General features: G+C 37.3%; 17 protein-coding genes and 1 pseudogene. 2 read left to right on the top strand and 16 right to left on the bottom strand.

Features of this window, described 5'->3' with window-relative positions:
* The 5 genes and pseudogenes from AC1DS7_RS19900 to AC1DS7_RS19920 form a co-directional block, all read right to left on the bottom strand.
* Positions 1–198 (bottom strand): annotated as a pseudogene (locus tag AC1DS7_RS19900) (transposase); the annotation flags it as partial.
* A 76-nt stretch (positions 199–274) separates the two neighbouring features.
* Positions 275–1,027 (bottom strand): quorum-quenching N-acyl homoserine lactonase AiiA, encoded by a 753-nt coding sequence (gene aiiA / locus AC1DS7_RS19905; RefSeq protein WP_016100927.1) that lies wholly within the window; start codon positions 1,025–1,027, stop codon positions 275–277.
* Positions 1,028–1,420: 393 nt separating this feature from the next.
* Positions 1,421–2,284, bottom strand: coding sequence for a DUF4097 family beta strand repeat-containing protein (locus AC1DS7_RS19910; protein WP_016100926.1), 864 nt, complete (start codon positions 2,282–2,284; stop codon positions 1,421–1,423).
* The gene (locus tag AC1DS7_RS19915; protein WP_016100925.1) at positions 2,274–2,837 is read right to left on the bottom strand and encodes an HAAS signaling domain-containing protein; all 564 of its coding nucleotides are present in this window, start codon (positions 2,835–2,837) and stop codon (positions 2,274–2,276) included. The genes AC1DS7_RS19910 and AC1DS7_RS19915 overlap by 11 nt, the downstream gene beginning before the upstream one ends.
* Positions 2,824–3,153, bottom strand: a complete 330-nt coding sequence (locus AC1DS7_RS19920; RefSeq protein ID WP_016100924.1) for a PadR family transcriptional regulator — start codon at positions 3,151–3,153, stop codon at positions 2,824–2,826. The genes AC1DS7_RS19915 and AC1DS7_RS19920 overlap by 14 nt, the downstream gene beginning before the upstream one ends.
* Before the next feature lie 307 nt (positions 3,154–3,460).
* On the opposite strand from AC1DS7_RS19920, the gene AC1DS7_RS19925 reads away from it, so the two are divergent.
* Positions 3,461–4,480 carry a zinc-binding alcohol dehydrogenase family protein gene (locus tag AC1DS7_RS19925; protein WP_016100923.1) on the top strand — a complete coding sequence of 340 codons (1,020 nt, stop codon included), beginning with the start codon at positions 3,461–3,463 and terminating at the stop codon, positions 4,478–4,480.
* Positions 4,481–4,529: 49 nt separating this feature from the next.
* Here AC1DS7_RS19925 and AC1DS7_RS19930 read toward each other — a convergent pair whose 3' ends face one another.
* The 10 genes from AC1DS7_RS19930 to AC1DS7_RS19975 all read right to left on the bottom strand — a co-directional run bounded on the left by AC1DS7_RS19930 (position 4,530) and on the right by AC1DS7_RS19975 (position 18,191).
* Positions 4,530–5,921, bottom strand: coding sequence for an amino acid permease (locus AC1DS7_RS19930; protein WP_016100922.1), 1,392 nt, complete (start codon positions 5,919–5,921; stop codon positions 4,530–4,532).
* A 535-nt stretch (positions 5,922–6,456) separates the two neighbouring features.
* Positions 6,457–7,005, bottom strand: coding sequence for a hypothetical protein (locus AC1DS7_RS19935; protein WP_016095173.1), 549 nt, complete (start codon positions 7,003–7,005; stop codon positions 6,457–6,459).
* A gap of 155 nt (positions 7,006–7,160) precedes the next feature.
* On the bottom strand, positions 7,161–8,360 hold the full coding sequence (locus tag AC1DS7_RS19940; RefSeq protein ID WP_016100920.1) for a multidrug effflux MFS transporter: 1,200 nt from the start codon (positions 8,358–8,360) through the stop codon (positions 7,161–7,163).
* 357 nt (positions 8,361–8,717) lie between these two features.
* The gene (locus AC1DS7_RS19945; RefSeq protein WP_016100919.1) at positions 8,718–10,337 is read right to left on the bottom strand and encodes an amidohydrolase; all 1,620 of its coding nucleotides are present in this window, start codon (positions 10,335–10,337) and stop codon (positions 8,718–8,720) included.
* A 254-nt stretch (positions 10,338–10,591) separates the two neighbouring features.
* A complete protein-coding gene (locus AC1DS7_RS19950; protein WP_215588380.1) occupies positions 10,592–11,956 on the bottom strand; it encodes an aspartate aminotransferase family protein in 1,365 nt (454 codons plus the stop codon).
* Positions 11,957–11,986: 30 nt separating this feature from the next.
* A complete protein-coding gene (locus AC1DS7_RS19955) occupies positions 11,987–13,447 on the bottom strand; it encodes a CoA-acylating methylmalonate-semialdehyde dehydrogenase (protein WP_060749118.1) in 1,461 nt (486 codons plus the stop codon).
* A gap of 175 nt (positions 13,448–13,622) precedes the next feature.
* Positions 13,623–13,904 carry a cupin domain-containing protein gene (locus tag AC1DS7_RS19960; RefSeq protein ID WP_033729945.1) on the bottom strand — a complete coding sequence of 94 codons (282 nt, stop codon included), beginning with the start codon at positions 13,902–13,904 and terminating at the stop codon, positions 13,623–13,625.
* 50 nt (positions 13,905–13,954) lie between these two features.
* A complete protein-coding gene (locus AC1DS7_RS19965) occupies positions 13,955–15,373 on the bottom strand; it encodes an MATE family efflux transporter (protein WP_061689252.1) in 1,419 nt (472 codons plus the stop codon).
* Between the two features lie 45 nt (positions 15,374–15,418).
* Positions 15,419–16,891, bottom strand: a complete 1,473-nt coding sequence (locus AC1DS7_RS19970) for an aldehyde dehydrogenase family protein (protein ID WP_215588381.1) — start codon at positions 16,889–16,891, stop codon at positions 15,419–15,421.
* 13 nt (positions 16,892–16,904) lie between these two features.
* Positions 16,905–18,191, bottom strand: coding sequence for an NAD(P)/FAD-dependent oxidoreductase (locus AC1DS7_RS19975; RefSeq protein WP_061689250.1), 1,287 nt, complete (start codon positions 18,189–18,191; stop codon positions 16,905–16,907).
* A gap of 187 nt (positions 18,192–18,378) precedes the next feature.
* Between AC1DS7_RS19975 and AC1DS7_RS19980 the strand changes: the two genes are divergently transcribed.
* The gene (locus AC1DS7_RS19980; RefSeq protein ID WP_002128398.1) at positions 18,379–19,611 is read left to right on the top strand and encodes a MerR family transcriptional regulator; all 1,233 of its coding nucleotides are present in this window, start codon (positions 18,379–18,381) and stop codon (positions 19,609–19,611) included.
* Between the two features lie 69 nt (positions 19,612–19,680).
* Here the strand turns inward: AC1DS7_RS19980 and bshB2 are convergent, their stop codons facing one another.
* Entirely contained in the window at positions 19,681–20,343 is a 663-nt protein-coding gene (gene bshB2 / locus AC1DS7_RS19985; RefSeq protein WP_061689248.1) for a bacillithiol biosynthesis deacetylase BshB2, read from the bottom strand.
* Between the last annotated feature and the right edge of the window lie 12 nt (positions 20,344–20,355).

The following is a 20,355-nucleotide window of genomic DNA, read 5'->3' on the forward strand; positions in this document are numbered from 1 at the left end:
CTAGAGTTTATACTGAGCTGAGTAGAATGTATAGCGCTTTTCAAAGGCCTTTTCACCTGAATATTCATATCGTCTAATCCACTCGCGAAGTAAAACAGGAGTAACTCCTATAGATTTAGCAATTGTTTCTCCACTTTCTGAACCATCTAAATATCGTTTCACCGCTTGGATTTTTTCTTTTGAAGAAAATTTAGCCATAAAAAATGCACCTCCAATTGTTAGACCGTGTCTAACAATTGGGGTGCACTTCAACTAGGCCCATGACTTTTTCTATTTATATATATTCAGGGAACACTTTACAACTCTTTTCCTGCTCTATATCATGTCCAAAGAAAACAATTGGGTTCTCTTTCCTAACAACTTCTTTTAAACGTTTAATTGAAGATAAAGCTAATTCCGAATCAAATCCAGCGAACCGCACTTCATCTTCAAAATTTTCTTTCGTATACGATGCATCGATCGTTAATAACACTGGGCCAGAGTTCTCTGTCTCAATGAATAGCGACTGATGCCCCGGAGTATGTCCTGGTGTATACAATAATTGAACTCCTGGTACGACTTCATAATCCCCTTCAATGATCTTGTATTTCAAATTCGGCAATATACATTCTTTCATATATTCTTCACTATGTTGTGCCGCCTCATATTCAGCACGCTGCACAATAATCGGTGTATTTGTAAAAGCACCATTTCCTCCTGCATGATCAAAATGTAAGTGAGAACTAATAATATACAGAAGGTCTTCCGGCTCATAACCAACGCGTTTTAAAATATTCACGATTCTATCTTCTTCAGTCATTTTCGGTAAAATCTGTCCTTCAACAAATGTACCGTTAAAAAGGCCTTCATTATTAATCGCACTTTCTGGCATACCTGTATCTACTAAAATAGGTCCTTCTTCAGTCTCCAAAAGATAACACCAAACCGGTAAGTCTAATAATTTTCCTGGTGTTAATGTACTGTTAACAGACGAATGATCCAACATACAACGACCTGCTGGGACGAAATAAAGCTTTTTTACCGTCATTATGTATCCACCTTTACATTTAGTTTCGGATAAAACAATACAGTAAAGAATTCCTCTTGTTAGAAATAAACTCCTTCTCACTTTTCATTGTTTCAGCTATTATTTTCGAGTCATTCACAAATTCTCCTTACATCGTTAATTACTATTCGTTACCTCCTAAAAATCGAGAGTAATAAAACAACTGTTTGTATTCTGAAATAAAGTTCGAAGTAAGAAAGTACTTTAAGCAATACAGAAACAAACGCTAGTATACGAATGGAAAGGATACACACTTAAACGAATGTTACATATAAAATAACCGACTACCTACATGTTGAGAAAAGGAGTCGGTTATTTTTCTTATTTATTATTGCTCTTTATGTGTGGCGAGCTGAGTTTATAAAAGATAATATGCTATTGTTTTTTTACTGTAATATTTCCGTTATGTGTGTTTAATTTAATTACATTTTCTCCCTTTCCAATAACCGTATTCCCGTTATATTTATCCAGGATATTCGCGTTGCCATTGTCGACAGAAACATTAAATTGCACATTAGTTGGTTCTTTTTCGGTTTCAATATTAATTTTTCCATTGTGAGCCGTAAAATTGAGATTTCGATCCAGTTCATTCGTTTTCAGAGTAAGACTTCCATTTTTAGTTTGCCCCTCTATTTCACCTTCAACATGGTCTAGCATTATTCGTCCGTTGCTCGATTTCACATGAATATTTTGTGCCAATATATCTTTGAAATCCATAATTCCATTGTTTGTTTCCGCGATAATTTTTGGCGAATTGATTTCTCTTAATTCAACACGTCCATTGTTTGTATTTGCATTCAAATGCGTTGTGTTTAATTTTTTTATAGAAACGAAACCATTACTATTAGAAACTTTTAATGAATCATATTGTTTTTCGGGTAGATACACATTTAATGTTAATGGCGCCAATACTTCAGAAATATTAAAATTGAACCAGCTCTGTTGTTTTTCTTTGTAAGAAATAAGAAGCGTCGAATCTTTCTCATCCGTAGCTAATGTTCTTTTTATGTTAGGATTAACTTCGCCATCTAATTTTACTTTAATGTTACTATCTGTTGTAGGATTGATGTTAACACGAACGTTATTCGTATCGATAATGACGCTTGACACATTATTATTAATGACCTTTTCTTCTGAAATTGGTACTGCAGCAATTGAACGATAAGTGAATAAACTTCCGATAATACCAATAATGAAAATAATACCTGCAATAATTGAAAGACTTTTTTTATTTATCATGCTTCAAACCACCTTTTACTAGTGCTATATTGAACTTTAAATAACGAACAAATCCATTCTTTGCTAGCTTCGTCAAAAATAACATAGCAATAACAATGAAATATCCAAGTCCACAAAGTGCTAAACAAACGAAAAGATTAAATAACAAGAATGTATTTGGATGTATAATAGTATCAACTAAAACAAGTAATGGTGCACCTAAAAATGAGATACCTAGAACCCATCCTGAAAAAATCAATGCCGCTAATGTAATTGCAGGTCCAAGTACGATTAACAAATTGAAAAAACCTAATCCAATTACTGCCCAAATTGCCCGAAAAACATTTCCTGTTGTTGCACTTGTTGTTACTTTCTCAATATGATAATCTGCTAATAACTCTTTGGCGATTTGAGCTGGAGAACCTAATGAAGCTACAATTTCTTCTTCACTTTTCCCTTCCTCTAATCCGAAAGTAAAATGTTCTTCATAATCTTTTAAAATATCTGCACGCTCTTTTTCAGATAATCTTTTTAGAGATGCATTTAATTGTTGTAAAAATTTATTTTTCGTCATTACGTACACCTTCTTTTATTAATTGATTGACACCTTGTGAGAACTCATTCCATTCCTCCAAAAGTTGGTACAAATACGTTCTACCTTTATCCGTCAGTGTATAATACTTCCTTGAAGGCCCTTCTGAAGACTCCTGTAAATACGTTGTAAAATATTCTTCTTTAGTTAATCTACGAAGTAGAGGATAAACAGACCCTTCTGATATTTCAATTTGATTGGAAATACTTCGAACTAATTCATACCCATAACGGTCTTGCTGATCAAGTAAGACAAGAACACAAAGTTCTAAAACTCCTTTTTTAAATTGTACATTCAATATTCATTCACCCTATTCTAATTGACATCTACTACTGTTTATTATTTAGTACTGTTTTATAATAAGTAACTACAAGTATAATATAACACTCGGTATTGTTCATTGCAAGGTACACTGGAAAAATAAGTATACCTTTCATCCGACGCTTATAAAATCAAAACGATGGCTGGTCCTCTCCAGTTACAAAGTACTAAATGCGGCTGAAACAGGCCTTTTAGAAAATGGAAAGGACTCAACTTTTTACATAATGACACTTTACCTACTATAATAAAAGAGAAAAACTCTTACTTTAATGGAGGGAATAGAAATGAAAGCAATTGGTTTACATGAATACTTACCTATTGAAGAAGAAAACAGTTTAATTGATATTGAAGTTGAAAGACCTGTTGCCACAGGAAGAGATATACTTGTAAAAATTAACGCTATTTCCGTTAATCCAGTTGATACAAAAGTTCGATCTCCGAAAGATAAAAAAGAAGATATAGCAAAAATACTTGGCTGGGATGCTAGTGGTGTTGTCGTGCAAACTGGCGATGGTTGTACGTTATTTAAAGAAGGCGATGAAGTGTTTTACGCTGGAAGCATTACAAGGCAAGGTACATACAGTGAATACCATTTAGTTGATGAAAGAATTGTTGGTAAAAAACCAAAAACGTTAAGTGATGCTGAATCTGCAGCACTTCCTTTAACAGCCATTACCGCATGGGAAGGTTTGTTTGAACGTTTAGGGATTGATTATAATAAGAAAGATGAAAATTCATTTAAAAACATTTTAATTATCGGCGGAGCTGGTGGTGTTGGCTCGATTGCTATTCAGTTAGCTAAATGGGCTGGACTAAACGTAATCGCAACCGCATCCCGCAACGAAACTATACACTGGGTGGAAAAATTCGGTGCCGATTATATAGTTAATCATCACCAACCTTTAAAAGATCAAATATTAGAATTTGGGCTAAAAGATGTAGATTATATCTTCTGCTTAAACAATACTGATCAGCATTGGCATGCGATGGGTGACATCATTAAACCACAAGGGAAAATTTGCTCTATCGTAGAAAATGAGCATCCTCTTGAGATGGGGATTTTAAAAAATAAAAGTGCCACATTCGTTTGGGAGTTTATGTTTACAAAAGCGATGTATGAAACTGGTGATATGAGTACGCAGCACGAACTTTTAAATAAAGTAAGCGAGCTATTAGATGAAGGTATTCTTCAAACTACTTTAAATGATACGTTAACACCAATTAATGCAGAAAATCTTAAAAAGGCACATGCATTGCTTGAGAGTGGACGTACAATTGGGAAGATTGTATTAGAGAAATTTTAATAACAAAAAGTCCGATTTCTAAATAAGAAATCGGACTTTTTTATTACCTTTATTTACTTGAAATCTCTTGATCATTTTGAACGTCTAACGGAGCTCGCTTCCCTATTCCGAAAGCATAGAAACTAATTGTTACGATAGCTAAGAAAACAATACCTACAATTAGTGAAATACGTGTATCATCGTTAAACCACATTCCGATTAATACCATAATTAAAAAGGCAATTGTTAAATAGTTTGTAACAGGAGCAAATGGCATTTTGAATGGATGATCTTTCATCTCTGCTCCCTTTTCTTTTCTAAAACGAATTTGACTAATTAAAATGACAAACCATGGCACCATACCTGGAAGTACACTCGCACTATATACATATACGAATAAGTTTTTTGGTGCAATATAACTTAAAACAACACCAACCGCTAAACCGACAATTACACCAACTGTACCGAATAAAGGTACACCGTTATTCGAGATCTTCGTAAAGTATTTCGGTGCTTGTCCATTTACACCTAGTGTATAAAGCATACGTCCAGCACTATAAATACCACTGTTACAACCAGACATTGCGGCTGTAATAACAACGAAGTTAATAAGTCCCGCAGCTGCCGTAATACCAACTTTCGCAAAAGTTGCTACGAACGGACTACCAATTGAACTTAATTGATCCCAAGGATAAACAGTTACAATAACGAAAATAGCACCAATATAGAAAATTAAAATACGCCAAATTGTACTTTGAATTGCTCTAGTAAGTGTCTTCTTCGGATCTTTCGCTTCACCAGCAGTAATCCCGATTAATTCCACACCTTGATACGCCCCAACTACAAGTGATAATGCAAAGAAGAATCCTGAAAAACCACCTGTGAAGAAACCGCCGTTTGCCCAAAGATTAGATATGCCGATTGCTTCTCCTCCATTCCCAATTCCGAAGAAAATGAGGCCGAATCCGGCAATAATCATTAATAAAATCGTAACGATTTTAATCATCGCAAACCAAAATTCAAATTCACCAAATGACTTAACCGAAATTAAGTTAGCCGCACCAAGAATAACCATCGCGATAATACCAGGTATCCAAGCCGGTAAATCCGGGAACCAATATTTCATATACGCTCCAACTGCGATAATCTCTGACATCCCAACAATAACCCACTGGAACCAGTTACTCCACGCTGTCATATAACCAGCTAACGGATGAATATATTTGTGACCAAATGTCGCAAATGAACCTGTGCTTGGCTCCATATACAACATTTCTCCCATGGCACGCATAATGAAGAAGATGAAAACACCTGCGATTGCATATGCAAGCATTACTGACGGACCTGTCCATTTAATCGTGCTGGCTGACCCCATAAACAAACCAACACCAATTGTTCCGCCTAAAGCAATCATTTGAATATGACGTGCTTCTAAACCTCGTTTCAATTCTTTGTTTGCCACTTCATTTCCCCCTCTTAGATGATTCATAGCCGCATTTAAAGTAAGATGGTGTACCCTAATTCCTGTTTGGCCCTGAAAATGATGAAACAAACGTCATTTTAGACTAACTTTAAAGCTATCCTAAAATCTCATTTTGCCTCTTATAAAATTTCCAAAACCCCTCATCTTCCTATTTTCTATAAAATTTAAAATTGCTCACTTCATATTAATTCATTTATCTGAAAAGTTCAATTATTTTTTCAGTAAATTATTATATATTAGTTTGATTAATTTTTAACTAAATTAACAATAAAATACATCTATTCAATATGATTCCGGTATGAATGTTATTACAATATAAATAACCGAGGAGAAAATATCCGCCTCGGTTTCATACTGTATATACTTCACTCTTTATAGTTTGTACTGTAATTGCTTACACATGCGATTAACGTATCACGCAGAAATTTAATATATTAGTAGAACTACAAAGTCACTAACTTCTACTTTTCTTAATTATCCCATTATCACAGCTGAAAATTCTCTTTCCCATCTCCTACTTTAAGAAAAATATAACCGCACTTAAAACAATCAACAATACACCGGAAAGAGGAAAACTCTTCTCCTCAGCTTTTATCTTTTCCTTAATAATACCTTTAATTTTTGTCTTTATATCCTCTGGGCATTTTCTAAATAAAATATTAGTTGTATGTAATGGCCTATTCAATATTCGAATTTTAACAGGAGATTCTGATAAATATATATTATTTTTATCCAATGTAAATTCTATGTTCGCTTCGGTTAACCCGTCTTTCACTAATATATTCACTCGGCTAGAAGGTAGATTAAATACCGTATAATCGTTAAAAGCGAGCCCTCTAATCTCGAAATGTGAGTATATAAGAATAAAAGTTATCAGCAACAAACATAGTATCAATATAGTTTTTGTTAACGAAAGTTGCTCTAATACGTAGGAAGATGTTGTCATATAAGCGCAAAAGAATGCCATTAAATTACAAAGATAATGATTTAAAATGAAATTTTTTCTCACAACTATAATAAGTCCGGAAATGATTAGTAGAGCGCATACTAGGTTCATTAACATATTTTCACCCTCCCCAATAACTATAACTATAACTATAACTATAACTATACAACTTTGCTACATTTTAACATTAATTACATATTCATACCTATAGTTATGTTCATAAAATATAAAAGAGTCTCATTAAAAAATGAGACTCTTTTACAATTTCATATTTAAATCATTTTTGAAGTTTGTTTACCTAAAATAAACACTTTAGTAAATACCATCATGATAACTACTATAGCCAGAAAATAAAGCGGCATCACCATTAACGAGCCCGTATGAAGCTGACTCATTCCCCAAATTGTCATCGTTACAATTACATAGTAGCCTAAGCTAAACAATGCTCCAGCTGTACCAATGACATCTTGAAAATCTACTAATGCTAAGCTAAGACAATTCGGTAACGCTACCCCAATTCCTAATAGCAATATAAACATCGCTACTAAAAATCCAATCATATATATTATGTTTGGATTTGATCCAAATGAATTAATAACAGTTAAGAAGATAGCTCCTCCTGTCATTACAAGACAACCGATATATATAATTTTCTCTGGTTTATAAGTAGCAAGTAACCGCTTTGAAACTTTCGCTCCAATAATAGAAGCGGAAGCAACAACAATTCCTAGAAATCCGTACATACTAGGCGATAACTGAAAGTATTCAATAAAGATAAACGGCGCTTCTGCATAGTAGCTAAATAAAACACCATTCGCTCCTCCAATTAATAATCCATACGTTACTACTTTCGGATTTGTAATCAACCGTTTTAATACAGAAAATACATTTATTTTACCCGTTATTGCGTCCGTTTTTGTTTCCGGAAGCGAAACAAACGTATATAACAAAATCCCAACACTCATAACAACTAAACTTAAAAATACTATTTTAAATCCAAACATTTGATCAAGAAAGCCCCCAATTAGTGGACCTATCGCTGGTGTAAAAGCAATGACTGCCGAAATTTGAGCAAACATAACATGACGTTTATGCCCCTCTACACTTTCACGAAGAATCGTTTGTGTCACAACTGAACCAGCACTTGCTCCAAATGCTTGAATAAAACGACTAAACAATAAAAATTCAATAGAATTTGCAATATAGCATAAGAAACTTCCAGCGCCATATACTACAATTCCAAATAACATTGCTGGGCGACGACCAATTATATCTGATAACCATCCAATAAAAAATACACCTAAAGCAAATCCAGCAAAATAAACACTAAGTGTTAACTGTACCTCATTATTACTTACGTGCAACGCCTTTGAAATATCCGGTAAAGACGGTGTGTAAATCGTTTCACTAATTTGCGGAAATGCCACAAGAATAATCATTAACCAAAGTGATGGTACTGAGACTTTTTTCACTTTTAATACCCTCCTATAACTTTGAAAATCTCAGAAATGAATAGACTTTCCTTAGCTATGGAACAGGAGGGGCCATTATAGAAATTCGATCATAAAACAACAAAGAAAACACCTCAATTACGCATGTTAATACTTATAGGAGGGTAATATTAACATTGATTTTAAAATATAGTCTTTCAATTATATGATAGGTTGTGTTCGTTTTCTAGTGTTCATAATCTGAATATTTGTTAGTAGACGAATATCCTTTCAATTCTCTCGGAAAATTAATACGATTTGAAAAGCGCAACTAAACAACTGAAACGCCCCTTCAATTGTTAAAATCATTCTCACAATTGAAGGGGCGTTTTTTTATTGCTACATTTTCACTGATTGTTCTTTTTGATAGATAATTTCACCATCAATAATTGTTGTTTCTACTTTTAAATCTTTAATTTGGTTTGGATTGACACTTAAAATGCTGTCATTTAATATAACTAAATCCGCCAGTTTTCCGACCTCTATGCTTCCTTTTATCTCTTCTTCAAAACTCGCATAAGCACCATTCCATGTGTATAGTTTAATAGCTTCCATTACGCTTATAGATTGATTAGCACCAACCTCTATTCCAGACTTAGTTTTTCTATTGACAGCAACATGAATTCCTAATAAAGGATTATAGTCAGTAACTGGTGCATCCGAACTACCTGCTGCAATGATGCCACGATCAATAAAATCACGAGCAGCGTACATGTGATTAACACGATCACCATAGTGCTCTACATATATCTCTCCGAATTCATATGGAAATGGAGGATTTGGAATAGGAATCATCTCGAGTTTTTTCATTCTCTCTTGTAAATCTGGTGAAGAAATTCCCGCATGCTCGATTCGATGACGGTGATTTTTTCTTGGTGATTCCTCTAGCGCCCTTTCTACACAATTCAAATACATTTCAATAGCTTTATCACCTTGTGCATGTACAGTGATTTGATAACCTTTTTTATGCGCTTCACCTAAAACCTTATAGATTTCTTCCTCACTATAATAAAGAATGCCGTAATTGTTAGGGTCACTTGAATATGACTTACGGGTTGCAATTGTAGGCCCCGTGCTACTTCCATCTGTAAACAATTTAGCTGGTCCAACTTTGAATCTTTCATCTCCGGTACCAGTTACCACACCAGCTTCGACCATTTTATTAACAAATTCATGAGAGTTATTTATTTGACATATCATTGCATATATTCGGACACGAATATCCCTACTCTTCACAGCTCGCTGTAGTAAACGAAAACTCTCCGGTCCATCTCCACCTGCGTCATGTATACTTGTTATGCCAGCTGCAACGAAATGATCTGATGCAATTTTCACAGCCTTCATCATTTCACTTTCTGTATAACTTGCAACCTCGCTCATACTCATATTTGCTGCTTCAATTAACTTTCCTGTAAGCCTTCCTGCCTGATTTTTTTCAATAACTCCCCCACTCGTATCCGGTGTGTTCTCGTTAATTTGCGCAATTTCTAACGCTTTGCTGTTCACCACGCTTATGTGGTGACAAGTACGAGTTATAATAATAGGGTGTTCAGCTGAAATTTCATCGAGCTCAGTAATTGTTGGATAACGCTTTTCCTTCACAGCGGTTTCATTAAAGCCCCAAGCACGTATCCATTCACCTTTTGGCGTTTCTAAGGCCTTCTTTTTCAGATCATCTAATAAAGCATCGATAGAATCAATATGTTCAGCTTTACAACTGACAGCCAACTGATTTAGTCCATGAGAAATGATGTGAAGATGCGAATCAATGAATCCAGGAAGAAGCGTTTTCCCTTGCAGGTCAATTACATCCGTATTTTCTCCTATAAAACTCTTAACCTCCTGATTTGAGCCAACAACTACGATATGATTATCTTTTATTGCTACAGCTTCGACTACTGTATTCTTTTGGTCTACTGTAATAACTTCTCCATTTATCAATACAACATCAGCTTTCATAAACTCAACCCTTTCGGAATTACTCTTTTCGAGTAATTCATTCAGTATTTAAAGTTACATCTCCTAATAGGCTCATCCGCTTTTTAACAAGATTTATCAATAATTAATTAAAGTTGAGCTAAAGTGAAACTTTAATCAGTGGGGGGGTTTTTGTTCATCCCCCACTGATTATTAGCCCTCACCAATCGGGCTTTTACGGGCAGTTGATCTCCCACCTAACTTCTTTGCTCCAGCCGCATTTTGAGGTGGGAGTTTTACTGCCCGTTAATGCGGGATAAACATTCTTTCATTGTTTTAACGATAAAAGTAAAGTCTTCCTCTGTGATGCTTAATGGAGGAGCAAGCTGTAAAATATTATTGTAACCTGCAACAGTGTCACCATTTTTACCAATAATTAGGCCTTTTTCTTTACAAGCATTGATGACTTTGTTCATCTTTTCAATGGAAGCCGGTTCTTTTGTTTGCTTATCTTCCACTAGTTCAATGCCTAAAAGAAGGCCCTTTCCGCGAACATCCCCTACGTTTGGATGCTCTTTTACATCCTCTAGCTCATATAACAGTCGTTCACCCAATTCTTTGGAACGTTCAATGAGTTTCTCATTCTCCATAATTTCTAAATTCTTCAAAGCTAAAGCGCAAGCAGCAGGATTTCCTCCGAACGTATTTACATGGCGGAAGCGATCATAATCATCACTACCTACGAATGCCTCATAAACCTCTCGTCTAACTGCTGTTGCTGACAAAGGAAGATACGCACTTGTAATACCTTTTGCCATTGTTATGATATCTGGTTTGACGCCATAATTCATAAATCCAAACGGCTTCCCTGTTCGTCCAAATCCACATATAACTTCATCACAAATGAGCAACGCACCGTGCTTCTCGCAAATTTCTTTTACTTTTTCCATATATCCATCAGGAGGCATTAAAATTCCGCCCCCGGTAATAATTGGCTCCATAATCACACCGGCTACTGTCTGGCTTAACTCCCATGTCATGACACGATCGATTTCATTAGCACTTGCCAGTGTATGAACATCATCTGGATTTCGATACGTATCCGGCGGTGCTACATGCAGGAAACCTTGCCCGAGTGGTTCATATTTATACTTTCGCTGTGCTTGACCTGTTGCTGCAAGAGCCCCCATTGTGTTACCGTGGTAAGCACGATAGCGTGAAATAAACTTATAGCGTCCATGATCACCTTTTTGTTGATGATATTGACGAGCAATTTTAAATGCTGTTTCATTCGCTTCCGATCCACTGTTAGAAAAGAAAATGACGTATTCATCATCAAGCCATTCATTCAATTTTTCTGCTAATTTAATAGCAGGAACATGACTTTGAGTCAGAGGGAAATACGGCATTTCTTCAAGCTGCTCAAACGCCGCTCTTGCAAGCTCTTTTCGACCATACCCAACATTCACGCACCAAAGACCGGACATACCGTCTAAATAACGGTTTCCATCAATATCCGTCACCCATGCCCCTTCTGCTTTTGTGATAATTAAATTCGTTGGACTAGGGGCTGCTCCTCTCATCGCATGCCAAAGGTACTTTTCATCTGTTTTTTTCAAACTTTGTGTTTGCTCCGTCGCTTGCACAATCACCAGCTCCATTCTATCTTTTTATGGTTTTACATCACGCTTTCAATAACGAGCCGTAAGCATTTTCTTGCGAGTATAGAATTCTACGCCATCTTTTCCATTTGCATGGAGATCACCATAGAAAGATTTCTTATAACCTGAGAACGGGAAGAATGCCATTGGAGCAGGAACTCCAAGATTAACCCCAAGCATACCTGCATCAATTTCTTCACGGAATTCACGAATAGCTTTCGCGCTATTTGTGTACAGACATGCACCATTTGCGAATGGTGATGCATTAGCAACATGAATCGCTTCCATCAAGTCTTTTACGCGTACAATAGAAAGAACCGGTGCGAAAATTTCATCTTGCCAGATTTTCATTTCCTGTGTCACATTGTCAAAAATCGTTGGGCCAACAAAATAACCTTGGCTGTTTGCTACATCGTCTTCACGTCCGTCACGAATAAGTGTCGCTCCCTGCTCTACACCGGATTGAATGTATCCGAGTGTCCGCTCTTTATGTCCTTCACGAATAACAGGACCAAGGAAAACACCTTCTTCCAGACCATTACCAATCGTAATTGCATTAGCCTCTTGAAGCAGTCTATTAACGAGCTCATCTGCAACGTCTTCTTCCACGACAACAACAGCCGCTGCCATGCATCGTTCACCAGCTGAACCGAAGGCAGCACTTGTAATTTCTTTCACTGTAGAACTAAGGTCCGCATCTTTTAATACGATCGAATGATTTTTTGCCCCTGCAAGAGCTTGTACACGTTTACCGTTAGCTGCTGCTGTTTTATATATATACTCAGCCACAGGTTGAGAACCAACGAAAGATACAGCTTTCACATCCTCATTGTCAAGAATGCCGTTAACGACGTCATGTGCACCATGCACAATATTTAGTACTCCATCTGGAAGACCTGCTTCTTTAAACAGTTCAGCTATGCGATTAGCCAATAGCGGTGTTCTTTCAGATGGTTTTAATACAAATGTATTCCCGCATGCAATCGCGAGTGGAAACATCCAGCATGGCACCATCATCGGAAAGTTAAATGGCGTTATTCCTGCGATTACTCCGATCGGATAACGATACATCCCTGATTCAACACCAGTAGCAATATCGGGAAGTTGCTCTCCCATCATTAAAGTGGGTGCGCCTGCGGCAAATTCAACACATTCAATCCCCCGCTGCACTTCACCGTATGCTTCCTTATAACTTTTTCCGTTTTCCAAGGTTACGAGTTTAGCTAACTCTTCCCAGTTTTCAATCAATAGCTGTTGATAGCGAAATAGAATCCGAGCACGCCGAGGCACAGCGACCTTTCTCCATGTTTTGAATGCTTCTTTCGCAGTTGCTACAGCTCTATCTAAATCTTCTTTAGTCGAAAGAGGCACACGAGCAATAATCTCTCCTGTTGCTGGATTTGGTACATCTTCAACTTGCTTACTTGTGGATTCTATCCATTGTCCGCCAATATAATTTTTCAACGTTTGTACATTTTTCATTACTACCATGGTGAAGCCTCCTATTTTAAGATAACCGTCCTATGTTATCGTCCCCAAAAAGAAAGCGCATTCATTTGACGGTATGTAAACTTATTTACATACATTTCTTCAACATTATTAATCTTATTCATTGAATACGCAGGAGCAGTCATCTGCTTAGCATTTGTCCACTCCCCAGTTCACATTATTTCAGATGGATCTCATGGTTCATCTTATAATTCTTTTTCAAAAATACTGGGCAATCCCATTCACAAACAAGGTCCTTAGCCAAGGAAACGATCCAGTCCTTTGTAATATGATACTTTTCCCCATCAACAGTAATAAACACTTCACCATCTGTCACATAGAAAACTTCCTGCTCTTCTACATGCCACGTTCCTTTATTCGGTTCGCCTACCCACGGTTCCCATGCGTTGGCACCTAGTTGCTCTGCTTCTTCTGCTGTAAGTTTTTTCGCAAAAAACATGACAATCCTCTCTCTTTCTCTTTCTTATTGGTAATTTTGAAGGAATAAGTCTATAAATCTACTGTCTTAACATTTGTATTTTTTAAACGTTTAAACTCTTTTTTCATAAAGTATATGGCAATGAGAACACCTGGAATTTCTGCAGCAGGAGCAGCGTACCATACACCTTCTACACCCCAGAATTTCGGGAAAATAAATAGAAACGGTAACATGAACAACAATATTTTGCTTACACTAATAAACGTTGCGGACCAGTTTCTCTCTTGCGATTCGAAATAACCGGAGATAAGCAGGCTAACTGCACTAAGCGTAAACAAACAATTGAATACAACTGTCGTCCAAATGCCCAGTTTTTGCAATTCAGGATTACCACCGGAAAAAAATGACACAATTGGATCTGCAAAAATGACTAGTATGGCTGTCACGATTACAAAGAAGGAAACTGTAAAAATGAGTCCCATCTTAATTGCTTGTTTCACACGATCAAGGTTGCCCGCACCGTAATTATAACTAATAATCGGTTGAAGCCCTGTCATCCCACCAAGCGCTGCTAAGGCGAGGAGATTTGTAATGTAACCGTTTTGAATCGTGAAAGCTGCAACGTGCAGACCACCACCGTAGCTTTGCAGTAAGTTGTTGGTGAAAATAATTGCAATAAACATCATGAACTGACTCGAGAAAGATGCAAAGCCCGTCCAAACCACTTCACCAATCTTCTTGAGATTAATCATCATATCTTTCATTTTTGGCTTAAGTTTTGTTTTACCAAACCAGAAATAAAAGATTAGGAGAACAGGAATCGATTGCGAAATCGTATTAGCCCATGAAGAACCCATCATCCCCATGTCATACTTCACTACCATAATCCATTCCATAGTCCCAGCAACAACCGCTGCGACTAACCAACTGTTCATTGATAATATAGGCTTTTCATCGATATTAGCTAAAATACTTAATACAACGGCCAATATCGTTAATGGCAACGAAATCCATAGCAGTCGGCTATATTGCACCGCATACGGAAGTGCTTCATCACTTGCTCCGAATAAAATCATAATATCATTTTCAAAGACCAACCCAAGTATAGCTAACAAAGAAGACAGGAAAAGAGTAAACCATAAAGTTTGTCCCATAATACTTCTAGCTTCTTCGATTTTCCCTTTCCCCAGTCGAAGTGAAATGACCGCTCCGGCTCCCACACCTAAAAGAACACCAATCATACGGGTAATAACCATGACCGTAAATCCAATTCCGATCCCTTCGACTTCCAGCTCCTGAAAGCCACTGACGAAATAGCCATCAACAACCGATACAACTCCTAAAATTACGTTAGCCATAATTCCCGCCAAAGCAAACCGTAAATATAGTAACGGAATACTTTTGGTTCCTAGCACTGAATCATCCACCGGCTTATTCATTACTTCTGGTTGCTCTATTTTTGATGACGGACCGTTGTCCACTATTTTCATGAGCATATCCCCTTATAAATAATTTATATAGCACGTTTTGCTCAATTAATTCGCATACCACCCTACCGGATTTGCATGCTGGTGGATATTGATTTGCTTCGTTTCCATAAAGTGCTCCAGTCCGGCCACACCTAACGCTCTACCGATGCCACTTTGCTTATACCCTCCCCAAGGACCTTCCACATAAGCGAGATGATAACTATTAATCCAAGTAATTCCCGCACGCAATTTACTAATGACACGTTTTGCCAGGTCCATATCTTCCGTAAATACAGCACCGGCTAATCCATAAATAGAATCATTCGCTTTTTGGATGGCATCTTCCTCACCTTTAAATTTTTGTACAACAAGGACTGGGCCAAAAATCTCTTCCTTCACAATACACATATTCTCATTTACATCAGCAAAGATTGTTGGTGCAATGAAAAACCCTCGATCAAGCCCATTTTCTGTTAAGCGCTTACCACCACAAACTAATTTTGCACCTTCTTCGATTCCTCTCTGAATATAATGTAAAACTTCATTCATATGAGACTCGTTTGTGAGAGCTCCCATTTCAATATTCTCACTTTCCCCGTTGCCAACTACAATTTTGTTCGCACGCTCGGCCAATCTTTCAACAAACTTATCATAAATAGTCTCTTGTACAAGTAAACGAGATGCTGCTGAACAAACTTGCCCAGCATTGTGGAAAATACCAAACATCGCATTATCGACTGCGGTTTCAAAATCAACATCGTCGAACACAATAAGTGGAGATTTACCACCTAGTTCAAGTGTGATTTTTTTCATATTGCCTGCAGCTGCGCGCATAATACTTTGACCTGTTTTTGTTCCACCAGTAAAGGCAATTTTGTCGACATCATGGCTCTCTGCAAGCTCATTCCCAACCTTTGAACCAGGTCCCAATACTAAGTTTGCTACTCCATCCGGAAGTCCAACCTCTTCGATAATTTCAAATAACTTGAATACGCTTACAGGAGTGACGTCAGCAGGCTTAATTACAATTGTATTCCCTGCGGCAAGTGCAGGAGCAATTTGCCAAACAGCTAACATAAGCGGGAAATTCCAAGGTACAATAAGTCCACAAACACCAATCGGTTCATGAATAATAATCGTTTCTGAAGCATCATCACGAGTGTAAGATTCCTTTTTCATACCTTTAATCAAGTCAGCATAATAGCGGAAGCATTGAATCGATACAGGAATATCTACATAGGTTGTTGCACGGATAACCTTACCGTTATTTGCAGTTTCCAAACGGGCAATTTCAGCTGTATTCTCTTCAAGACGGTCTGCAATCTTATATAGATAGTCAGCTCTTTCATCAGCCGATAAACCCGACCAGATCCCGCTATCAAACGCTTTACGAGCCGCCTTAATTGCTATCTTCGCATCATCTGCTGATCCATGAGCAGACGTTGCGATAACCTCTCCGGTTGCAGGATTGATAATGTTTCGTCTAGCACCCGATAATGCTTCTACCCATTTCCCGTCAATGAACATGTTAATTTTCATAAACACCTCTCCTTTACGCGATAATATCTACGAGTTTGAAACCAATATGTGCTATATTGACCAGCATCGTTTTCTGATTATAAAATGGGAATGATTTAAGGCGTTCTTTTTCAAATCGATATCCACCTGCACTCCCCGTAACGATCCATTGTGCCAATAACTTACCAAACAATGTCGAGAGAGACGCGCCATGCCCCGTATAACCCGTTGCAAAATATGCGCCTTCTTTGGATCTACCGATAACCGGGAACGTATCAATTGTAACCCCGATAAATCCACCCCACCTGTAATCAATCTTGCTTCCTTCTAGTTTTGGCATTATTTTAACCATGGCATCGTAAACATTTTGATAAACAGCATCACCTAAGTTTGGACGAATATCGCCACCGCCAAATATGATCCGATTATCTGGTGTACGCCTGAAATAGTAAAGGAAACTGCTTGTATCAAAAACCATGCGATCTTTAGGAATGACGGCATTCACCAGTGATTCTGGAAGCTGTTCAGTACCAATAATACGTGCCGAAATTGGCAGTACGCCTTTATTCAATTCAGCCATAATTTTTCCGGAGTAACCATCTGTAGCCACAATAATGTCTTTCGCTGTAACAGTACCTTTTTCTGTAATAACTTTCACACTATTTCGGCCGTACTCAATAGATAGTGCTTTCGAATGCTCAAAGATTTTTGCACCGATCGATTTAGCTGCTTCTCCCAAACCAATTGCATAGTTCAGTGGTTGGAACGAGTAACTCGAGTCGTCGACTAAGCAACCATAATATTGCGGGGAATCAATTTCTTGATGCAACTGACTTCGATTAAGCACGCTACATTCATATCCAAAATTTTTGTTTAAGTATTCACTTTCAAGTTTCAACCCTTCAAAATGCTTGGCTTTGTAAGCCGCCACAATGTGACCTGTCTTTCTGAAGTTACAGTTGATTTGATGCTCGTCAATAATGTTTTTAACTAATTCAACACTAAGCAGAGAAAGATCGTTAAGCTGCCTCGCCTCTTCGGCACCATACTTCTTGGCAAGCTCCTGCATCGTTGACTTATAGCCTGGCAATACCATCCCGCCGTTGCGACCGCTTGCGCCATATCCGATTGTTTCCTGCTCAAGGACAATGACACTCTTCCCTAACTTTTGCAAATGATATGCAGAAGAAAGACCTGTGAAACCTGCGCCAATAATGACAACATCCGCCTCTTCATTTCCTTCAAGAGGTTTTCCTTTGTCATATCTGTTTGCAGTCGCTGTCCATAGTGAGAGTGTATCCATATGATCCATCTTATCCATAGCTAATCCTTCTCCTTTCATGACATGTATGTTACAATACAGTCAAAAATATTCTTAATATTCAAACTTATTGAGTTAATAATATGACTTGGAGTTCCCTCCAAGTCAATAGCCATTTGAGAGTTTTTTGAATTCATTTTGCGAAAAAAGTGGAGTAACTCCACTTTTTTCATCAGGGGGTACATCTATGAAAATTGGTACATTTGCGAAGCTTTTTCATGTTACGACTGATACCGTTCGTTATTATATTGAACTAGGATTATTAATACCAGACAAAAAAAACACTCAGTATCAAATGAACCAATTGTGTTTCGACGACATGGCTTTTATTACTGAGCTGAAAAAATTTCATTTTTCATTGATAGAAATCCAACGAATTTTATCATATCGACGTGTCACAAACTTCTCGGACCATGAGGATATCGACTACTACAACAACTCGCTCATTGATAAAAAGGACGAGCTAACCAAGAAAAAAGAAGACATATCAAAAGCTATCCAATTGATTGAAAAAGCGGTTCAAACTAGCTCGCCTTCATCCAAAGAAGAAAGTATTACAGGAATCCCGCTTGACTTTGTAAATTTTCTCTATTGTCCAAAATGCCGCATTCCACTTGAAATGAAAGATGTAACGATTAAAAAAGTCTACATTCACACGGGGAGTTTAACTTGTAGCTGTGGATACGAAGCAGCTATCGAGGAGGGTATTATCATTACCGCGAACTTGTACGAGACGTCTCCTTATCCATCTTATTTTTACGATAAAGAAACGATTAAAGAGATCAATCCCAAAATGATTAACTTATTTGAAAAAAGTAATTTTCGATTTCAAAAAGTTCTACAAAATATAGATTTGAAAAACAAATTAATTGTGGAAACAAACGTTGATGCTTTTGTATCACTACCCAAATATATCGATGTTCTTGAACCAAGCGCAAACTATGTATTCAGTGGCTATTCGCTTGCAATGCTCAAGAAGGTGAGAAATAGAATTGAGCGTATGAATCCGAAGCCACGCGTCCTTTATATTTTGAATTCCGATTTAAATCTACCATTGAAACCGCTTAGCATCGATGTTTTTGTGGATAGTTTTACAATAACTGATTTTTCACTGCTCAACCCAGAGTTCCCAAGTCATGTTCTAAAAAACTATTTACATAACAGTTCAACAATTGTCGGTGGATACTCGTATTATGATAACTCGGCCAAATCCTTGAAAAATATTTCAGCCTTATATCCAAATTCCCATGAGCATATTTTACATCCAAAATACTTAGAAGAAAATTTATCAGTTAACGGATTTCAAATCATGCAAAATGAAAATATCGGTTACTGTACAGATCCAGGACCTTATTTCGATTATCATGTAAGAGACGAAAAATTCCACATGCTCATGTATTTGGCTAATACGAAACAATAGCACAAAAAGCGCCATCACAAGTGACGGCGCTTTTTCTATGTAAGAGCTACTAGAAGGTACCCTTCTAGCCTACTCCCATTTATAAGTCCAAAACTGTTCAAGTTGCAGCCATTTTAATGTTGCTGCATCTTTGTTTTTTATTTTTGCATGCGTTTCTTCTAGCATCGCTTCCGTTTGTGAACGATGCGCGCCTAGTGCAGCTAATTTATGTTCAAATACTTCACTAATATTATTTACAACATCCGGTTCACCGAGTACTGCTTCGCGATTTCTCGTAATCGCAACCGCATGAATGGCTGGACGTTCTTCTTTTGGCATACGTGATACAGCGCGAACTACAGCGCGGCCAAATGCATCATGATCCGGATGTACGCCGTGTTCTGGATAAAATGTAATAATTCGAGATGGATTTACTTCTTGAATAATCGCTTCGATTTTATCGGCAACAAAATCAACATCTTCAAATTCTAACGTTTTATCATGGAAACCGAGCATTCTTAAATCTTGAATCCCCATCGCTTCACATGCATCTTTTAATTCTTTTTCACGTATATTTGGAATCGTTTCACGGTTAGCGAATACCTTTTTCCCCATGTTACGTCCCATTTGTCCAAGAGTACCACATGCGTACGTTACAGGTACTCCTTGATCTGTTAATAAGCGAATTGTTCCTCCCGCAGCAAATGCTTCATCATCTGGATGCGGAAATACAACAAGTACATGTCTCTCCATAAGTTTCCCTCC

The organism is Bacillus sp. P4_E1 (assembly GCF_056401715.1).